At 44.6% G+C, this 14982-nt stretch carries 14 protein-coding genes, 1 other RNA gene, 1 pseudogene and 1 riboswitch; of the genes and pseudogenes, 2 read left to right on the plus strand and 14 right to left on the minus strand.

The features are described 5' to 3' along the window. Positions 1 to 91: 91 nt before the first annotated feature. On the minus strand, positions 92 to 400 hold the full coding sequence (locus Y79_RS0118695) for an MGMT family protein (RefSeq protein WP_016939045.1): 309 nt from the start codon (positions 398 to 400) through the stop codon (positions 92 to 94). 943 nt (positions 401 to 1343) lie between these two features. Between Y79_RS0118695 and Y79_RS0118705 the strand changes: the two genes are divergently transcribed. Then, positions 1344 to 1634, plus strand: coding sequence for a hypothetical protein (locus Y79_RS0118705; protein ID WP_016939046.1), 291 nt, complete (start codon positions 1344 to 1346; stop codon positions 1632 to 1634). Positions 1635 to 1797: 163 nt separating this feature from the next. Here Y79_RS0118705 and pbuX read toward each other — a convergent pair whose 3' ends face one another. The 5 genes from pbuX to Y79_RS0118735 form a co-directional block, all read right to left on the minus strand. After that, positions 1798 to 3102 carry a xanthine permease PbuX gene (pbuX, locus tag Y79_RS0118715; RefSeq protein WP_016939047.1) on the minus strand — a complete coding sequence of 435 codons (1305 nt, stop codon included), beginning with the start codon at positions 3100 to 3102 and terminating at the stop codon, positions 1798 to 1800. Then, positions 3099 to 3683 carry a xanthine phosphoribosyltransferase gene (xpt, locus tag Y79_RS0118720; protein ID WP_016939048.1) on the minus strand — a complete coding sequence of 195 codons (585 nt, stop codon included), beginning with the start codon at positions 3681 to 3683 and terminating at the stop codon, positions 3099 to 3101. The genes pbuX and xpt overlap by 4 nt, the downstream gene beginning before the upstream one ends. A 98-nt stretch (positions 3684 to 3781) precedes the next feature. Continuing rightward, positions 3782 to 3881: riboswitch (purine riboswitch) on the minus strand. Between the two features lie 123 nt (positions 3882 to 4004). Beyond that, positions 4005 to 5507, minus strand: coding sequence for a carboxypeptidase M32 (locus Y79_RS0118725; RefSeq protein WP_016939049.1), 1503 nt, complete (start codon positions 5505 to 5507; stop codon positions 4005 to 4007). A 119-nt stretch (positions 5508 to 5626) separates the two neighbouring features. Then, on the minus strand, positions 5627 to 7546 hold the full coding sequence (locus Y79_RS0118730) for an ATP-dependent DNA helicase (RefSeq protein ID WP_016939050.1): 1920 nt from the start codon (positions 7544 to 7546) through the stop codon (positions 5627 to 5629). Between the two features lie 102 nt (positions 7547 to 7648). Further along, positions 7649 to 7840: a hypothetical protein gene (locus Y79_RS0118735; protein ID WP_016939051.1), complete on the minus strand. Its 192-nt coding sequence runs from the start codon at positions 7838 to 7840 to the stop codon at positions 7649 to 7651. Between the two features lie 164 nt (positions 7841 to 8004). Here Y79_RS0118735 and Y79_RS1000000121070 point away from each other — a divergent pair, with 164 nt between their 5' ends. Beyond that, on the plus strand, positions 8005 to 8157 hold the full coding sequence (locus Y79_RS1000000121070; RefSeq protein ID WP_003153548.1) for a YpzG family protein: 153 nt from the start codon (positions 8005 to 8007) through the stop codon (positions 8155 to 8157). A 39-nt stretch (positions 8158 to 8196) separates the two neighbouring features. On the opposite strand, the gene Y79_RS0118745 is transcribed toward Y79_RS1000000121070, so the two are convergent. The 8 genes and pseudogenes from Y79_RS0118745 to Y79_RS0118770 all read right to left on the minus strand — a co-directional run bounded on the left by Y79_RS0118745 (position 8197) and on the right by Y79_RS0118770 (position 14979). Further along, positions 8197 to 9363 (minus strand): THUMP domain-containing class I SAM-dependent RNA methyltransferase, encoded by a 1167-nt coding sequence (locus Y79_RS0118745; protein WP_029575373.1) that lies wholly within the window; start codon positions 9361 to 9363, stop codon positions 8197 to 8199. Between the two features lie 97 nt (positions 9364 to 9460). Further along, positions 9461 to 9842: RNase P RNA component class B (rnpB, locus tag Y79_RS1000000121075), an RNA gene on the minus strand. A gap of 55 nt (positions 9843 to 9897) precedes the next feature. Beyond that, the gene (gene gpsB, locus Y79_RS0118750) at positions 9898 to 10197 is read right to left on the minus strand and encodes a cell division regulator GpsB (protein ID WP_003153541.1); all 300 of its coding nucleotides are present in this window, start codon (positions 10195 to 10197) and stop codon (positions 9898 to 9900) included. Positions 10198 to 10276: 79 nt separating this feature from the next. Beyond that, entirely contained in the window at positions 10277 to 10825 is a 549-nt protein-coding gene (locus Y79_RS0118755) for an SLOG family protein (protein WP_029575374.1), read from the minus strand. Between the two features lie 88 nt (positions 10826 to 10913). Next, entirely contained in the window at positions 10914 to 11162 is a 249-nt protein-coding gene (gene cotD / locus Y79_RS1000000121080; RefSeq protein ID WP_016939054.1) for a spore coat protein CotD, read from the minus strand. An 83-nt stretch (positions 11163 to 11245) separates the two neighbouring features. Further along, a pseudogene (locus Y79_RS1000000121360) lies at positions 11246 to 11353 on the minus strand (hypothetical protein); the annotation flags it as partial. 121 nt (positions 11354 to 11474) lie between these two features. After that, positions 11475 to 12713 (minus strand): ribonuclease H-like domain-containing protein, encoded by a 1239-nt coding sequence (locus Y79_RS0118765; protein ID WP_016939056.1) that lies wholly within the window; start codon positions 12711 to 12713, stop codon positions 11475 to 11477. A 19-nt stretch (positions 12714 to 12732) separates the two neighbouring features. Further along, positions 12733 to 14979, minus strand: a complete 2247-nt coding sequence (locus tag Y79_RS0118770; RefSeq protein ID WP_016939057.1) for a DEAD/DEAH box helicase — start codon at positions 14977 to 14979, stop codon at positions 12733 to 12735. Between the last annotated feature and the right edge of the window lie 3 nt (positions 14980 to 14982).

A 14982-nucleotide genomic window follows, 5' to 3' on the forward strand; every position in this document is an offset into this window, starting at 1 on the left:
CCTCCGGGAGGAATGGCCTTATATCCGGCAAAACCTTTCTGACCGGCTCGGAGCATATAACTGAAAAACCTGCCGTTATACGGCAGGTTTTTTACATATTCGGATCATAGACGTATAAATTGAGATCGATCCGTCCATCTGACGTGACCTCTACCCCCTCAGCCTCAAGGGACAGCTTCTGTACAGAAAACATCTCTTCATCTTTCAATCCGATTTCCCCCTTCGCATTGATGACCCTGTGCCAAGGGAGACGATGCTTTTTACTCATGGAGTGAAGAATCCTCACAACCTGCCTCGCTCCCCGCGGACTTCCCGCAAGACCGGCAATTTGCCCATACGTCATCACTTTTCCTTCAGGTATCTGTTTAATAATGGCTAACGCCCGCTCCGTAAATGTCATGCAACCCCTCATTTCCCGAAATACAGCAGTATTCTTAGTTTCTTCCGAACTTATCATACAACAGTTTTGAAGGTGAAGTCACTTGAGCGGCAGCCTGCTGTTTGTACTAGGTTCAGAGAAGCGTCTCAGTTACCTATCCGAAGAAAAAGAAAAGGTTGTACTGCTCATGCCTAAAGATGGTTAGAAGCAATAGCTAAAATAGAAGAGTTTAAAGAATTAATCATCATTCTGGTGAGTTCTGTAATAATTCTCAGCGGGATAGATATTTCACTCCCAAAAAATTTGAGCCCTGAGATAAAATATTCCGATCTATAAAAATTTCAAAATTAAGGTGCATTCGTTCATATTCAATTTGGTTAAGAATCCATAGATAGTTCCGATCAGCAGAAATTTTTGTTTTGTCAATTAACAAATAGCAGCCATCAAAAGATGTGCAATTGTAATATACTCCGTCTTCAAAAAACATTTTTCAATTTCTTCCACATTAAGTATATGAAGCCCCTGCGTGCATTTCTGCCATAAATCAGCACAGCAAATATTCTGGCCCCGTTATGATGCAGTTTCAAAAAAACTCTATCGTCATCGTGGAACGAAACATTTAGTTTCTTCTCAAAACATTCAATTTCTCGATCGTTTGCACCTTTAGAAAAGGTGCATTTCACTTCAGCCAAAGTTCCCTCACTCTTTTAAGTTTAATTGTCCTTTTTCATCAATGGATTCTTTTAAACCTTTTATTTTTTTAGAAATTTATCCTCTTTTCAGGGGTTATAACTATCTTTTTTGATATTTATATGATGGTGCTTATTCTATCACCCTTTCATTAACCACGATTTAAGTAAATTATTAGTATGTTCACAAAAAGTTAATAAAAATGAACATGGACACTTTCAACATAATATGTAATAATACAGTTGTATCAAAAAAAAGAAAAGGAGTGTTTAAAATGAAAAAAATCTTAACTGGTTCCGCCTTGTCTCTTGCTCTGCTTGTTTCTGCTGCACCTGCATTTGCAACCGCTGCTTCAGCAACATCTAACACAGTCAGCGTTGAAAAGGAACAAAAAGTAATAACACCACAAGCATATTTAAAAAGAGTTCCTCTTACTGGATATCCATCTAGATGGAGCATTCCTAACACAACAGTTTTCATGGGAGTGACACTATACTTGAAAGAAGCTAGACAGGAAAGTAATGGTACATGGACTGGGATATTTGAAGGTTGGATTAACGACTAAATAACATTGGAGTATCTTGAACATTTGTCCTTTAGGCATGTTACAAATAAAATGAAAGAGGATGCCTCGCAAAAAGTTCAGCAAACTTTCGGAAGCATCCTCGATCTCGGGATTTCATAAAGAAATGTTATTAAAATGTTATTTTTTTAAGAAAAACGGATAACTAACCCTCTTGAACCCTTGTCACATCAAGGGTTTTTTTCGTTTTAGGAATCATATTATAAACAATATTCAAAAGGACAGCGGTAAAACTGCCGGCGACGATTCCGTTTGTGGTCAAAAGATTTAAGTAAGACGGCAGGTGCTTAAACATATCAGGAACGACGGTTACGCCGAGTCCCAATCCGACGGAACACGCGACGATCAGAAGATTTTCCTGCTTTTTGAAGTCAATTTGGCTGAGCATTTTAATACCGTAGGAAATGACCATGCCGAACATGGCCACCATCGCTCCGCCCAGTACCGAAGATGGGATGATAGTCGTGAAAGCTGCGATTTTCGGAAAAAGGCCGAAAAGCATTAAAAGTCCGCCCGTAACACCGATGACCGCGTTTTTCTTAATTCCCGTCAGCTGCACGAGGCCGACGTTTTGGGAATAGGCCGTGTACGGAAATGCGTTGAAAATGCCGCTGATGAATACCGCAAGGCCTTCCGCGCGGTAGCCTTTTGCTAAATCACGTTCAGACAGGCGCCGGTTTGTCAGATCACCTAAAGCGAAATAGACGCCGGTTGATTCCACAAGGCTGACAATGGCAACGATGGACATCGTAATAATCGGTGCCGCATGAAATGTCGGCGTCCCAAAGTAAAACGGTTTAATCATTTGAATTGCGTCAGCGTTCGCCACATTGTCAAATTGCACTTTGCCCATAAAATAAGCGATGGCCGTCCCGATGACAATGCCGATTAAAATCGAAATGGATTTCAAAAATCCTTTTGTAAACCGATAAAGCAGCACGATGATGACAAGCACCGTAAATCCGAGGGCAAGGTTAGCCGGATCACCGAAATCCTTGCTGCCTTCCCCGCCGGCAATATGATTCATTGCAACCGGCATCAAGGTCATCCCGATAATCGTTACGACAGATCCGGTTACAACGGGCGGAAAAAAAGCGACGAGCTTGCCGAAGAAAAAAGACAGCAGAATGACAAGCAGACCCGATGCCAAAATGCTTCCGTAAATGGCAGAAATCCCGTATTCCTTGCCGATGGAAATAATCGGAGCCACCGCGGTGAACGTACAGCCGAGCACAACGGGCAGGCCGATGCCGAAATATTTATTTCTCCACACTTGAAGCAGCGTTGCCGCCCCGCACATAAAAATGTCAATTGAAACGAGGTATGTCAGCTGTTCTGCATTCAGTCCCAGCGCCGCTCCTACAATTAAGGGAACGACAACGGCGCCGGCATACATGGCAAGGACATGCTGGATACCGAGGGAAAGAGTTTTGGCATAGCTGTTTTTCATGAACGGACCTCCTGTACAAATGTCACTTTTCCGTCTTTAAGCGATTGAATTCTCGCCAGTGATTCGACACGGCATCCTTTTTTCACAAGTCCGTCTCTTCCCGGCTGAAATGACTTTTCAATGACAATGCCGATCCCGCAAACCGCTGCGCCTGCTTGTTTTACGATGGATAAAAGCCCTTCTGCCGCCTGTCCGTTCGCTAAAAAGTCGTCAATGATTAACACGCGGTCATCTTTAGAAAGATGACTGCCTGAGACGGCAATCTGACTTTCTGTTTTTTTCGTAAAAGAATAAACGGATGCCGTCAGCAGATCATCCGTTAACGTGAGAGACTTCCTTTTTCTCGCAAAAATGACGGGAACGCCGAGTTCAAGGCCGGCCATCACCGCAGGCGCAATGCCCGAAGATTCAATTGTGACGATTTTTGTGATACCGTCTTTTTCAAAACGGCGCGCAAATTCCCGGCCGATCTTCTGCATAAGAACCGGATCAATTTGATGGTTTAAAAAAGAATCCACTTTCAGCACTTGGTCAGAAAGAACGATTCCGTCTTCTTCTATTTTTCGTTTTAATGCTTCCACAATGATTACCCCCGCTTATAGAAAATAAAAAAGCATTGCCCGCTCTCAATAAAAAGAGCAAGCAATGCCGAATGTCTACACGTAACGGCCGAATTAAAGCCGTTCCATTGCTCACTCATAGTCGGACATTTACGGTGACCGGTAGAAACTTGCGTGCCATATCCACGCGATTATATGAGTGTTCATATGATATTAATCAAATTATAACAAGATCTGCTTATTTTGCATAGAGAAATTTAAATAATTACGAACTTTTTCCAGATAATCCGCCTTTATTATTCGTCTTTTAGAAAAACACCCGGTATACACCGGGTGTTTCGTTTATAGAAATAAATTCGAATATTTGCCGACAAGATACTCAATGAGGTATTGAACGTTCAGCTCTTCTCCCGTTGCATCTTTAATAATGTCAAGCGGCAGTTTGCGTCTCCCATGCTGATGAACCTTTTCTGTCAGCCATTGTTTGATCGGCTCAAAATCGCCCCGTTCGATTAATTGATCAAATTCAGGCAGATCGTCAAGCATGGTATTCTTCAGCTGAGCCGCATACATATATCCGAGCGCATAGGAAGGGAAATAACCGAAATCTCCGCCAGCCCAATGAACGTCCTGCAAAATACCTTTTGCATCAGACGGCGGCGTAATACCTAAATAATCATGATATTTTTGATTCCACAATGCAGGCAGTTCCTTCACTGACACTTCATTACTGAAAATCGCTTTTTCAATTTCATAACGGATAATAATGTGAAGCGGGTACGTCAGCTCATCCGCTTCAATTCGGATAAAGGACGGTTTCGCCTCGTTGACGGCGCGGACAAAATCCTCTTTTTTTACATCTTGAAATTGATCAGGCGAAGCCTCAATCATTTTTTCATAATATGCGGTCCAGAAATGTTGATTTCTGCCGATAAAATTTTCATAAAATAACGATTGGGATTCATGAATTCCCATGGATGCACCGTCAGATAAATTTGTCCCGCTCAGCGCTTCGTCAATATTCTGCTCGTAGATTGCATGTCCGCATTCATGAATCGTTCCGAAAATCGCGGTGCGGAAATCGTTTTCGTCATATCTGGTCGTCACCCGCACATCGCCCCGGTTGATTGTCGTCATAAACGGATGCACCGTCTCATCCAGGCGGCCGCCGTCAAACTCATACCCGAGCTCTTTTAAGAAGTACAAGGAGAGATCTCTTTGTTTTTCTTTCGGAAACGTTTTTGTTATAAAGGCGGTGTCCGGTTTATTGCCGGATGCCGTCACTTTTTTGACTAAGGGAATGATCGCTTCCTTCAATTCAGAAAACAGCTGATCCAGCACCTTTACCGTAACACCCGGTTCGAAAATATCGAGCAATGCGTTGTACGGATGATCCTCATAGCCCCAATAAGAAATAAACCGCTTATTAAAATCAATCAGCTTCTCAAGGTAAGGAGCAAACATGGAGAAATCGGAGGCCGCCCTTGCTTCCTCCCAAGCCGTTTCAGCTTTTGATGTCAAAATGACGTATTCTTTATACTCTTCTTCAGGAATTTTTTTATTTTGGTCATAATCTTTTTTTGCCAGTTCCGCCGCTTTCACTGTATCTTCAGAGAGCTCTTTTGCATGCGCGAGAAGGATGTCAATCAGCTCTTTCATCCGGTCGGATGTCTGGATTTGAAAAACGTCAGCCGACAGCTGTCCGATGCTTTCCGCACGGTCATCGGAGCCTTTTTTCGGGGCTCCCGTCCTTGAATCCCAATGCATAAGCGCAATGGCTTCTTCATAATGGGATACTCTTTTTAACAGATCAAAAAACTCTTTTTCATATGTATGTATATCCATATCCGTTCCCTCCCTTTTCACTATCAATTACAGGCTAATGGAACGCTGTGATAAAGTCAACTTGTTGGTTTTCCAGAATTTAAAAAAGCCGCAGGATAAAAATCCTGCAGCACTTGTTTTTATACGATTTTCGGTGTAACAGGCAAGACCTTTTTGATCTCGGACAAAACCCGTTCACTTTCTCCGCCCGCATAAATAGATATGGTTCCGCTGTCCTGATTGGAGCGGATCAGGCGGCCGATTCCCTGCCGGACTCTCAGCAGCATGTACGGCAGATCAACCTCCTCAAACGGATCTTTTTTCGCCCCGTTCCGCTTTGCGGTAAACACGGGATCATGAGGCGGATACGGCAATGCCCAAATGGTCACATTTCGAAGCGAGTCACCCGGAATGTCAAGACCTTCCCATAAGTGGACGGAACAAAGCACGGATTTTTCATCCCGCTGGAATTTTTCGACCAGATTACTGATCTCTTCGTCACCTTCGTAATATATCGGATACGGCAGCTCCCATGCGGCAGCCTGTTCTTTAAATTCCTTCATGTCTTCAAAGGAAGGGAAAAGAACGAGGGTGCGGCCTTCATTCTCCTTAATCGTATCAATCGTTCGGGCCGTTTTCTGCTCAGACGTCATATCACCGTGAAGAGAAACTGACATTTGCTCCTCGTAATCGTACGGTGACTCAACAGTAAATGATAAAGGATCGCGGATTCCGAGACTGTCTGCAATATAATCAAATGAACCGCCCTCAGAAAGAGTGGCTGATGAGAAAATATAAGGGATCTTTTTAGAGAAGACCTTTTCTCCAAGCACTTCGGCTACAGTTCTCGGCATAACGACAAATGTTGAGTCCGTATCCTGCGTTTCAAGCCAGCTGATGGCGTCCTTTTGATACAGTGAAAGGGAATATGCCATTTGTTCGACGTATTCTTCTACGACTGACAGCTCGTACTTATCGATCGTATACATTTCCGATTCAAATACGAGCGCTTCGCCTATTTTATCGAGCAGACGGCACAGTTCATCAGCCGCACGCTTCACGCGCTGGTCGTTTTGGATGTCCAATCGGTGAGAGCCGGTGATTTCCTTCGATTCCTCTGAAAGCACGTAGAAAAACTCATCGTTTGCAGCAAGGGAATCTTCAATCAGTTCGGCAAATTCTTCTCTGATGTCATTTTGAAGCAGGCGCTCTAAAAACAGCTCAAGCGTTGATTGCTTCACGCGATAGGTTAACGCTTTTTGCGCGGCGAATTCCAGAAGATGCCCTTCATCAAACACGACGGCGCTGTGATCCGGCAAAAGCGGCAGCTGCCCTTCCCTCTTGCGTGATTCTTCCGTCCATACATGTTCCATGTAAAAATCATGGGAGCAAACGATCAGGTCCGTTGATTTTCTGTAATGATCTCTTGAAAGGGTTAAACCGCATCTATGTCTCATATCACATGTTAAACAATCCTGGAAGGAATCATAGCTTACGCTTGACCACTCTTCATTCGTCAAATCAGCGTACTGCTTGCGGTCTCCGTACGGATAAAAGCGCTGCATCGCTTGTGATTCGTGCACGAATGAAGGCAGCGACTCATAAAGATCCAGCCACTTTTCATCATCAGAACGCTGCATCGTTTTTTCAAGCTTTTTCAGACACAGGTACTGCTCGTGGGATTTTGACAGCCGAGTATCAATCTGTAAATCCAAATGCTCTGTCAGCTTGGAAATGTCGCCTTCTTTTTTGACAAGCTGTTCAATTAACGTTTCATCGGCGCATGCAATAATCGCCGGTTTCCCCGTATATCTGGCATAGCTGATGGCAAACAGCAGATACACCAGCGTTTTCCCCGTACCGACTCCTGCCTCAGCGAACATGACCTTTTTTTCTTTAAATGCCCGTTCAAGCTGAAACGCCATAAATACCTGCTCATCCCGAAGGTCAAAGCCTTTTTCGGGAAGGATATCGTAAAACACGTCACCAATCCAATTGTTCAATTCTTCGTAAAAATTCTTTTCTTTTGTTAAAGCAAAAGGCAAACGTGATGTTGTCACCCAACTCCAACCCCTAACTATTCGGCATTCAGACCATCTATAATATCATTTAACCCTTTTCAATACAACAAAAAAACTTGGCCGCGCCAAGTTTTTTGATTTTCATTTCCGATTAAAGATATGCGAACATAAAAACGGATGGTCTGTTGAATGTGTATGTTTTACTGCATTTTCAAGATCTTCCTGTGCGTGAGTCATGGCGGAAGGATCGAACTCCGCTCCAACTTCCTGCAGCTGGGAAGAAGTTGCGGCCAGCGCCTTTTGTATCTTACTGAAGTGCTCGCTGTTCAGCATAAAATAGATCACCTCTCAAATAGAAATAATCATCATTCTATGCCGATGCTTCACTTTCTATACATGCTTCCTGAATGATTGGCACATGACCTGCACAAACTACAACAGATATTCGATCGAATATCCATCTTCACAAATTTATTCTATCCGGGAGTGATGGTTACATGAGTTATAAAGATCGATTAGATCAGCATTCTGAATTGTTTCATCACAATTGGACGCGGCCGAAACGCTCTAAATCGCAGGTGAACGGCCACACCGAAATGTCCCAGACCAACATTATTTTACGGAGCAATGCAAAAGCGCACCGCTGGTAATGGCAGAATAAATGTAAAGATGCCGGAGAAGACGCTGTTTCAGGCGTCTTCTCTTTGTTGCGGCTTTTTCCGCTGCGGCCTCACTTTAGCCCAGTACTGATAATAATCCGTTTTGATAAAACCGTTAAAGAGCTTGCGCTTTTTTGTCGCTTTTCTTCCGTAAACCTCTTCAAATTGTTCATTTGACGTTAAAATGTAGATAGACCAAGTATCAAGAGATTCAAATGCCCGGCCCATTTCTTTATACATCCGCTCGACTTCCTTTTTTTCGCCGAGCCGTTCGCCGTACGGAGGGTTTCCGACGATTACGCCGAATTCGAGTTTCGTCGTAAAATCCTGCACCCGCATTTGCTTGCATTCAATCAGGTCTCCAAGCCCCGCTTCTTCTGCGTTTTCTTTGGCGATGTTGACCATCCGGTGATCCACATCACTGGCAAAAATCTGCAGCGGCTGATCATAGTTCGCCTTTTCTTCCGCTTCAAGACGCGCTTTGTCCCACAGTTCTTTTCCGATCCATTCCCAGTCTTCCGAAACAAAATCACGATTAAATCCGGGAGCAATGTTTTGCCCGATTAAGGCGGCTTCAATCGCTATCGTGCCGGAACCGCAAAACGGATCGACGAACGGACGGTCAGGCGTCCAGTTGGTTAACAGAACTAAAGCGGCAGCGAGCGTTTCTTTTATCGGGGCTCCGCCCTGGTCAACCCTATATCCCCGTTTATGAAGGCCTGTTCCCGATGAATCCAGCGTGATGACGGCTTTATCTTTTAAAAGCGAAATCTCCACCTTGTACTCGGGACCCGTTTCTTCAATCCATTCATTTTGGTTTCTTGATTGCAGTTTCAGCTTTTCCGCTATCGCCTTTTTGACGATCCGCTGGCAGTCAGGCACACTGGCAAGCACTGATTTCACGGACTTTCCGATAACGGGAAATTTTGCGTTTTCCGGAATGTATGCGCGCCAGTCAATCGCTTTTGTTTTTTCAAACAGCTCATCAAACGTTTTTGCCTGAAACTCGGCGACCTGTACTTTGATGCGGTCAGCCGTCCGCAGCCATAAGTTAGCGCGGCAGATCGCGAGCGCGTCCCCTTCAAATATGACTTTTCCGTTGTCTACTTTGCATTCATAGCCTAAATCACGCACTTCTTTGGCGACAATCGCTTCAATTCCCATCGGCGCCGTCGCGATTAGTGTGTACTTCTTCATCGTATCACCCTGTCTCTTTTCAGCTTTCATTTCATTCAAGATAAAAGCTCCCCTTTAAAGGAGAGCTCTAATTTGTCATATCAATAAATGTTTAACGTTCTGTAAGCCATGTTTTGTTCCATCGTACTGCAATCGGCTCATCACCTCGTACTCAGGCGGCAATCATCTATCTACAGAAAGCATTCTGTCCTTCTATCTGTTCAGTTCCTTCAAGAAGGTTCCCCTACCAAAATTTGGGTTTCTCGCTCGAGGGGTTTACCGCGTTCCACTCTCAACATTTCTGATGAGACTTCGTCACTGTGGCACTTTCAAGGATACTCAGCCATATCCGGAGACTTAGGCTTTTTTCCTGCCGTCAGCCTATCAAGGCTGCCCTAGCTTATTTCTTCGCTAGGCACGAACACTACGGGCATCTCAGCACCGTGCGAGCATGGACTTTCCTCTACAGATTCAAAGATCTGCAGCGATTACCCGAACGTTAAGAACACTTGTTCATTATAAAGCAACTTGTCTCATTTGACAAGTGCATCTGTCTTATTCGTCGTAAAGCTTGCTGCCGAATACATGTTTCTCAAGGTTGGACAGCCTTTTCAGAATGTCAAAGTTGGTCGTATTCGACTGCACCGGCTGTTTTTTGCTTGCTTCTTCAAGCTGTTTTTTCAGCTGCAGATTTTCCTGCTGAAGTTCTTCAATTTCTTGATGGAAGGTTTCATAATCCTTAATAATCATATCTAAAAATTTGTCAACGTCTTCTTGTCTGTAACCTCTAACGCCTGTTTTAAATTCTTTTTCCAAAATGTCTTTCGCAGAAAGCTTTACTTTATCAGCAAGCATCTTTTTCACCTCGTATCGTGAATCATCATGTTATATTTTATTCAGAAACACGTCCCGTTGTCAAATGTTCTCTGACATGTTATGTAAAGAAGTCTTCTTCTTCAACGGCAGCCCGGAGATCGTCCATCGTAATCGAATAAATCGGATAACCGTCTTTTTCACGGCGTTTTTCCGCCTGCTGCAGCATATATTTCGGCGATCCTTCCATTTCAGGATCATATAAAAGCAAAAGCGCATCTGACTTTTCAATAAAAAACGCGTTTTTCTGCCGGAATTGAAGCGGGCTTTCATATGGCCGATGCGTCAGGCTCTCCTCATAATCTGCCTGTGCAAGCACAGATTCATACATTTCTTTATTCGGTTCCTTCCACTTTTCTTCCTGGCCGTAGAACGGCGTGATTACAGCAACCTTTAATTCCGGATACTCTTCCCTGAGATCGTACGCCGTTTCTGCCGCCCATAGTTCCGTCCCCAGCTGTCCGGATATGAGAATCCATTCCAAGCCTTCGTCAAGAAAGCTTCTGAGTCTGGCTTCTATCGCTTTTTTTATATAAACAAGCGCCCGGTCATCATGTTTAAAGATACCGAGTTCAAACGGCTTGTACCCCGTTACGGCTAATACTTTCAATTGATCACCTGCTTTAAAAAATGGGGCTCCCATCGGGCCCCATTTTGATTTGCTGATATCCTTACCGACCATGCTTAAACGTTCAATACTAATGATCGCAGCAAGGGCTTCCGCACTGAAAATGCTGGTGAGTTGTCGGGTCAACATTTGAAAAAGTGTGCGGAAAGTAATGAACGTGCTCAAAGTTGTGGTGATTTACGTTAGTTGTATGTTGCGGATGAATATGCGGCACAACCGTGTTAGTAAAACAATGGTGTTCACAGCAATTAGTCGGATGAACAATCGGCGGCATTACGTTTGGTCTGCAGCAATGATGATGATGATGATGATGGAACATGCTAAATCCCCTCTCCATTAACTTTTATTACACTGTTAGGTTATGAAGATAAGCGGGTGCATGTTCTAATTCAATCACCCAATTTAGAAGTGCATCAGCAGACTGTCTTTAAAATTCGAAAATACAAACGCAATCAAAAAAACCACGACAAAGAACAAGTAAAAAACACCTTTATACATACCAACTCTCCCCTATAAATAACTAACGCTATTTTACAGGATGCGGCACCATTCTACAACAAAATCGATGCTGATTCAGAAAAAAATATTTTTGGCGAAACAGCTCGGCTTTTGCGCTTTCCCGGGCAATATTTCAAGAGGAATATTTCCTCTTCAGCCGGGCAATTCTCACATGGAGTTTCTCGGCTTCTTTTTCCGATATTTCCCCGTCTTTTGCGGCCAGCTGCGCGGCCTGCAGAGCTTTTTTGAAATCTTTTGCATGATGCTCAAAATAGATCGCCAGCTCAACCGCTGATTGATGTCTGCATATGTGAAGATCAGAGCCCGTCAGTTTCTCCCAAAGGGGCACGGCGTCTTGCCTGCGGTTTTGTTTTTTATAAAGCATTGCTAAATCAAAAAGGGCCCGATCCGAATCTTCAAAGGCTTTGCCTTGCAGCGCTTCCAGCTGTGAAACAGCCCGATCGGTTTCTTTATGGGCGATAAACCACTTCGCCATGGCGTAGGCTTCCTGATGTTCCGACGTCTGATCAGCAGATGCAAAAATCTTTTTTGACATATGGATGTATAGAGCAATAAGGGAGAGCACGTCTTGTTCATTATGCAGGAGCACTCCCTTTAAAAGATCGGGATCCTCCGCCTTTAAAAATTGGAAATACAGCATCGGCGCCAAATACCCGGGCGTGTCTTCGTCCCTTTTAAAGGCAAGCTCTTCATTTTCAACCGCCGAAAGCGATACACGCTCCAGTTTATGTTTCCAAAGCCGTCTCGCCCCGTGCAGAAGATCAAAGTGGCCGAATTCAGGAAGTTTCGGAAGTCTGTCCCGCAGCAATGTGTGTCTTGTTTTGACCTGAGGCCAATCAAAGGCTTTGCCGTTATACGTAACAAGGGACGTAATGTCAACCTCACTTAAAAAGCTTTGGTAAAGAGCCGCTTCGTTTCCCGGCTTGGGAAGCAGATGCTGTTTGACTGTGACACGGTCTTCATATACCCTTGCATGACCGAGCAAAAAAATCATATTGCCGGCCCCGCCGCCGAGTCCGGTCGTTTCAGTATCAAAGAAAAACAGCTGGCTCTTTTCGTATCCTTCGGCTGATAAAGTATGCGTCAAACCGCCTTTATTCCATAACGCCATGACGTCATCAAGTTCACTGAAGCTGTACCGTCCGTGGCGGTGCGAAAGCGGATAAACGGTTTCGCGGATAAGACAGTATTCATCTTCAAAGAAGAAAGGTTTAACTCCGAATGCCTCCCATTCTTCTTTAAACGGGACTTCAATATCCGGGTCCGAAAGCGAAGAAGCAGCAGGCTTTATTTCAGCTTCCGGAATATTCAGGTGGTTTTTCATCCGCTTTAATTTATTTTTCAAGGACATCTTTCGTCCCCCTTTTCTTTTACACGTAATTCAAGAGCCGGAGAATCGCTTTCTTTGCATCTATTCCCTCTATTTCGGAGCCGATGCAGGAAGGACATCCGTCTTGACATGGACATTGTCTGATCAGACGCATAGCCCCTTCATTGATTTCATCAAATCGTTTATATACTTCATCAGCAAGTCCGATTCCGCCCGGATAATGATCATACAAAAAGATTGTCGGCAGTCCCGTATGAGCCGCTTTGATCTGCGGCACGACATGCACGTCATTTCGGTCGCACATGACGTATACAGGCACGATATGCTGCAGGACGTGAGCAATGCCTAAAAGCAGCTGCTCAAGCGTTTTTTCGCCGATCTCAGAATCCGTCTCTTTTAATTCAAGCCAGGCTGCACTTGTATGCAGCTCTTCTTCAGGAAGATGAATCGGTCCTGATCCTATATTTTCAAATGTCGTCATTTTTATTTTTTTAAATATCGTCGGAAGGGCATTCACGGTCACGTCCCCGAAATGGATGGCCGTTTCCCTTCTGCTGTCCGTTCTGTCGATTTCCAGCACTTTCAGCTGCACCGCTAAATTGGCATCCGTATAATATTCGACATCGACTTTTCGCACGTATGCTTTTTTGTGCTCCCAATCAAGCTTTTCAACCTGATACTGCACCCCTTCATGAAGATAAATCGCTTCATCGTGAAGAAGCGTCATCGCGCTGAAGCGGTCCATTTCTCCGATAATTTTCACATCGGCCGTCTCTGATTGGTCCACGATGACCACGTTTTCCTGCGAGGCCGAACGAAGACTGATGTTTGAAGCGGGAAATGAATCGCTCGCCCAGTGATATCGTTCACGATTTTCATGAAGCACCCCTTCTTCTTCTAAATACTCGAGAATGTCTTTTGCCTCATTTTCTCCGAATGTTTCATCTGCTCTGAAAGGCAGCTCATACGCCGCGCATTTCAGATGATCGACCAGTATAATGAGGTTATCAGGATTAATCCGTGCAGATTCAGGCGAGCGTTTAAAGAAATAATCAGGGTGGCGCACAATATATTGGTCAATCGGATCAGAGTTCGCGACCATCACAATCAGCGCCTCCCCCTGCCGCCGTCCGGCCCGGCCCGCCTGCTGCCACGCGCTCGCAACACTGCCCGGGTATCCCGTCATCACGCAGACCTGAAGCTGGCCGATATCAACGCCGAGCTCCAGCGCATTTGTGCTGACAACACCGAGAATACTGCCGTCTCTTAATCCCCGCTCTATTTCTCTTCTTTCCTTCGGAAGATATCCGCCGCGATAGCCTCTGACAGACTTCGCGCCGATTTCTTTTTTTACGATTTCCTGAATGTGGCTTAAAATAATTTCAACCCTGACGCGGCTTCTTGCAAAAACAATCGTCTGGATCTTATTTTTCAGAAATGTTTTGGCTAGCTCGTTCACTTCCACGGTGGCGCTTTTTCGAATATGCAGCGGTTTATTCACAATCGGCGGATTGTAGAAAGCAAAGTGCTTTCTTCCGCTTGGAGCTCCGTTGTCGTCAATCAGCCTGACAGGATTTCCCGTCAGCTGCTCCGTCAATTCCCTCGGATTGGCGATTGTTGCGGATGTGCAGATAAATGACGGCGTGCTTCCGTAAAAGGCGCAGATCCTCATTAAGCGGCGGATGACGTTTGCCACATGGCTGCCGAATACGCCGCGATACGTATGTAATTCATCAATGACGATATATTTCAGGTTTTCAAACAGACTCACCCATTTTGTATGATGGGGAAGAATGGCTGAATGAAGCATATCGGGATTTGTAATCACAATGTGTCCGGCCTTTCTGACCTTCTGCCTGATGGCCGGAGAGGTATCGCCGTCGTAAGTAAAACTTTTGATGTCCATGCCCATCTCATCTATGATTTCGTTCAGTTCGCTTTTTTGATCTTGCGCAAGCGCCTTTGTCGGAAATAAATAAAGCGCGCGGCTTGTGGAATCTTCCGCAATAGACTGGAGAACCGGAAGATTATAGCACAAAGTTTTTCCGGAGGCCGTCGGTGTGACGGCCACGATGCTTTCTCCGTTTTGAATCGTCTGGAAAGCGGAGTATTGATGGGTAAAGAGCCTTTCGATTCCCCTCTTTTCGAGAGCCGCCCGGATCTTCGGGTCCACTTGATCGGGCATTGGCATGGTTTTGGCCTCCCGCGGTTCCTCTTCATGCCAATGCACAATATTTTCGTGATCTTTTAATTCCTGAATCAGTTCGCTCAGTGATTTTTTCTTCATCGT

The sequence above is a fragment of the Bacillus siamensis KCTC 13613 genome, assembly GCF_000262045.1.
GTDB classification, from domain to species: domain Bacteria; phylum Bacillota; class Bacilli; order Bacillales; family Bacillaceae; genus Bacillus; species Bacillus siamensis.

Bases quoted from the DNA above. Each gene is read 5' to 3' on its own strand.
- Y79_RS0118695 (WP_016939045.1), bottom strand. From the start codon at position 400: ATGACATTTACGGAGCGGGCGTTAGCCATTATTAAACAGATACCTGAA.
- Y79_RS0118705 (WP_016939046.1), top strand. From the start codon at position 1,344: ATGAAAAAAATCTTAACTGGTTCCGCCTTGTCTCTTGCTCTGCTTGTT.
- pbuX (WP_016939047.1), bottom strand. From the start codon at position 3,102: ATGAAAAACAGCTATGCCAAAACTCTTTCCCTCGGTATCCAGCATGTC.
- Y79_RS0118725 (WP_016939049.1), bottom strand. From the start codon at position 5,507: ATGGATATACATACATATGAAAAAGAGTTTTTTGATCTGTTAAAAAGA.
- Y79_RS0118735 (WP_016939051.1), bottom strand. From the start codon at position 7,840: ATGCTGAACAGCGAGCACTTCAGTAAGATACAAAAGGCGCTGGCCGCA.
- Y79_RS1000000121070 (WP_003153548.1), top strand. From the start codon at position 8,005: ATGAGTTATAAAGATCGATTAGATCAGCATTCTGAATTGTTTCATCAC.
- Y79_RS0118745 (WP_029575373.1), bottom strand. From the start codon at position 9,363: ATGAAGAAGTACACACTAATCGCGACGGCGCCGATGGGAATTGAAGCG.
- gpsB (WP_003153541.1), bottom strand. From the start codon at position 10,197: ATGCTTGCTGATAAAGTAAAGCTTTCTGCGAAAGACATTTTGGAAAAA.
- cotD (WP_016939054.1), bottom strand. From the start codon at position 11,162: ATGTTCCATCATCATCATCATCATCATTGCTGCAGACCAAACGTAATG.
- Y79_RS0118765 (WP_016939056.1), bottom strand. From the start codon at position 12,713: ATGTCCTTGAAAAATAAATTAAAGCGGATGAAAAACCACCTGAATATT.
- Y79_RS0118770 (WP_016939057.1), bottom strand. From the start codon at position 14,979: ATGAAGAAAAAATCACTGAGCGAACTGATTCAGGAATTAAAAGATCAC.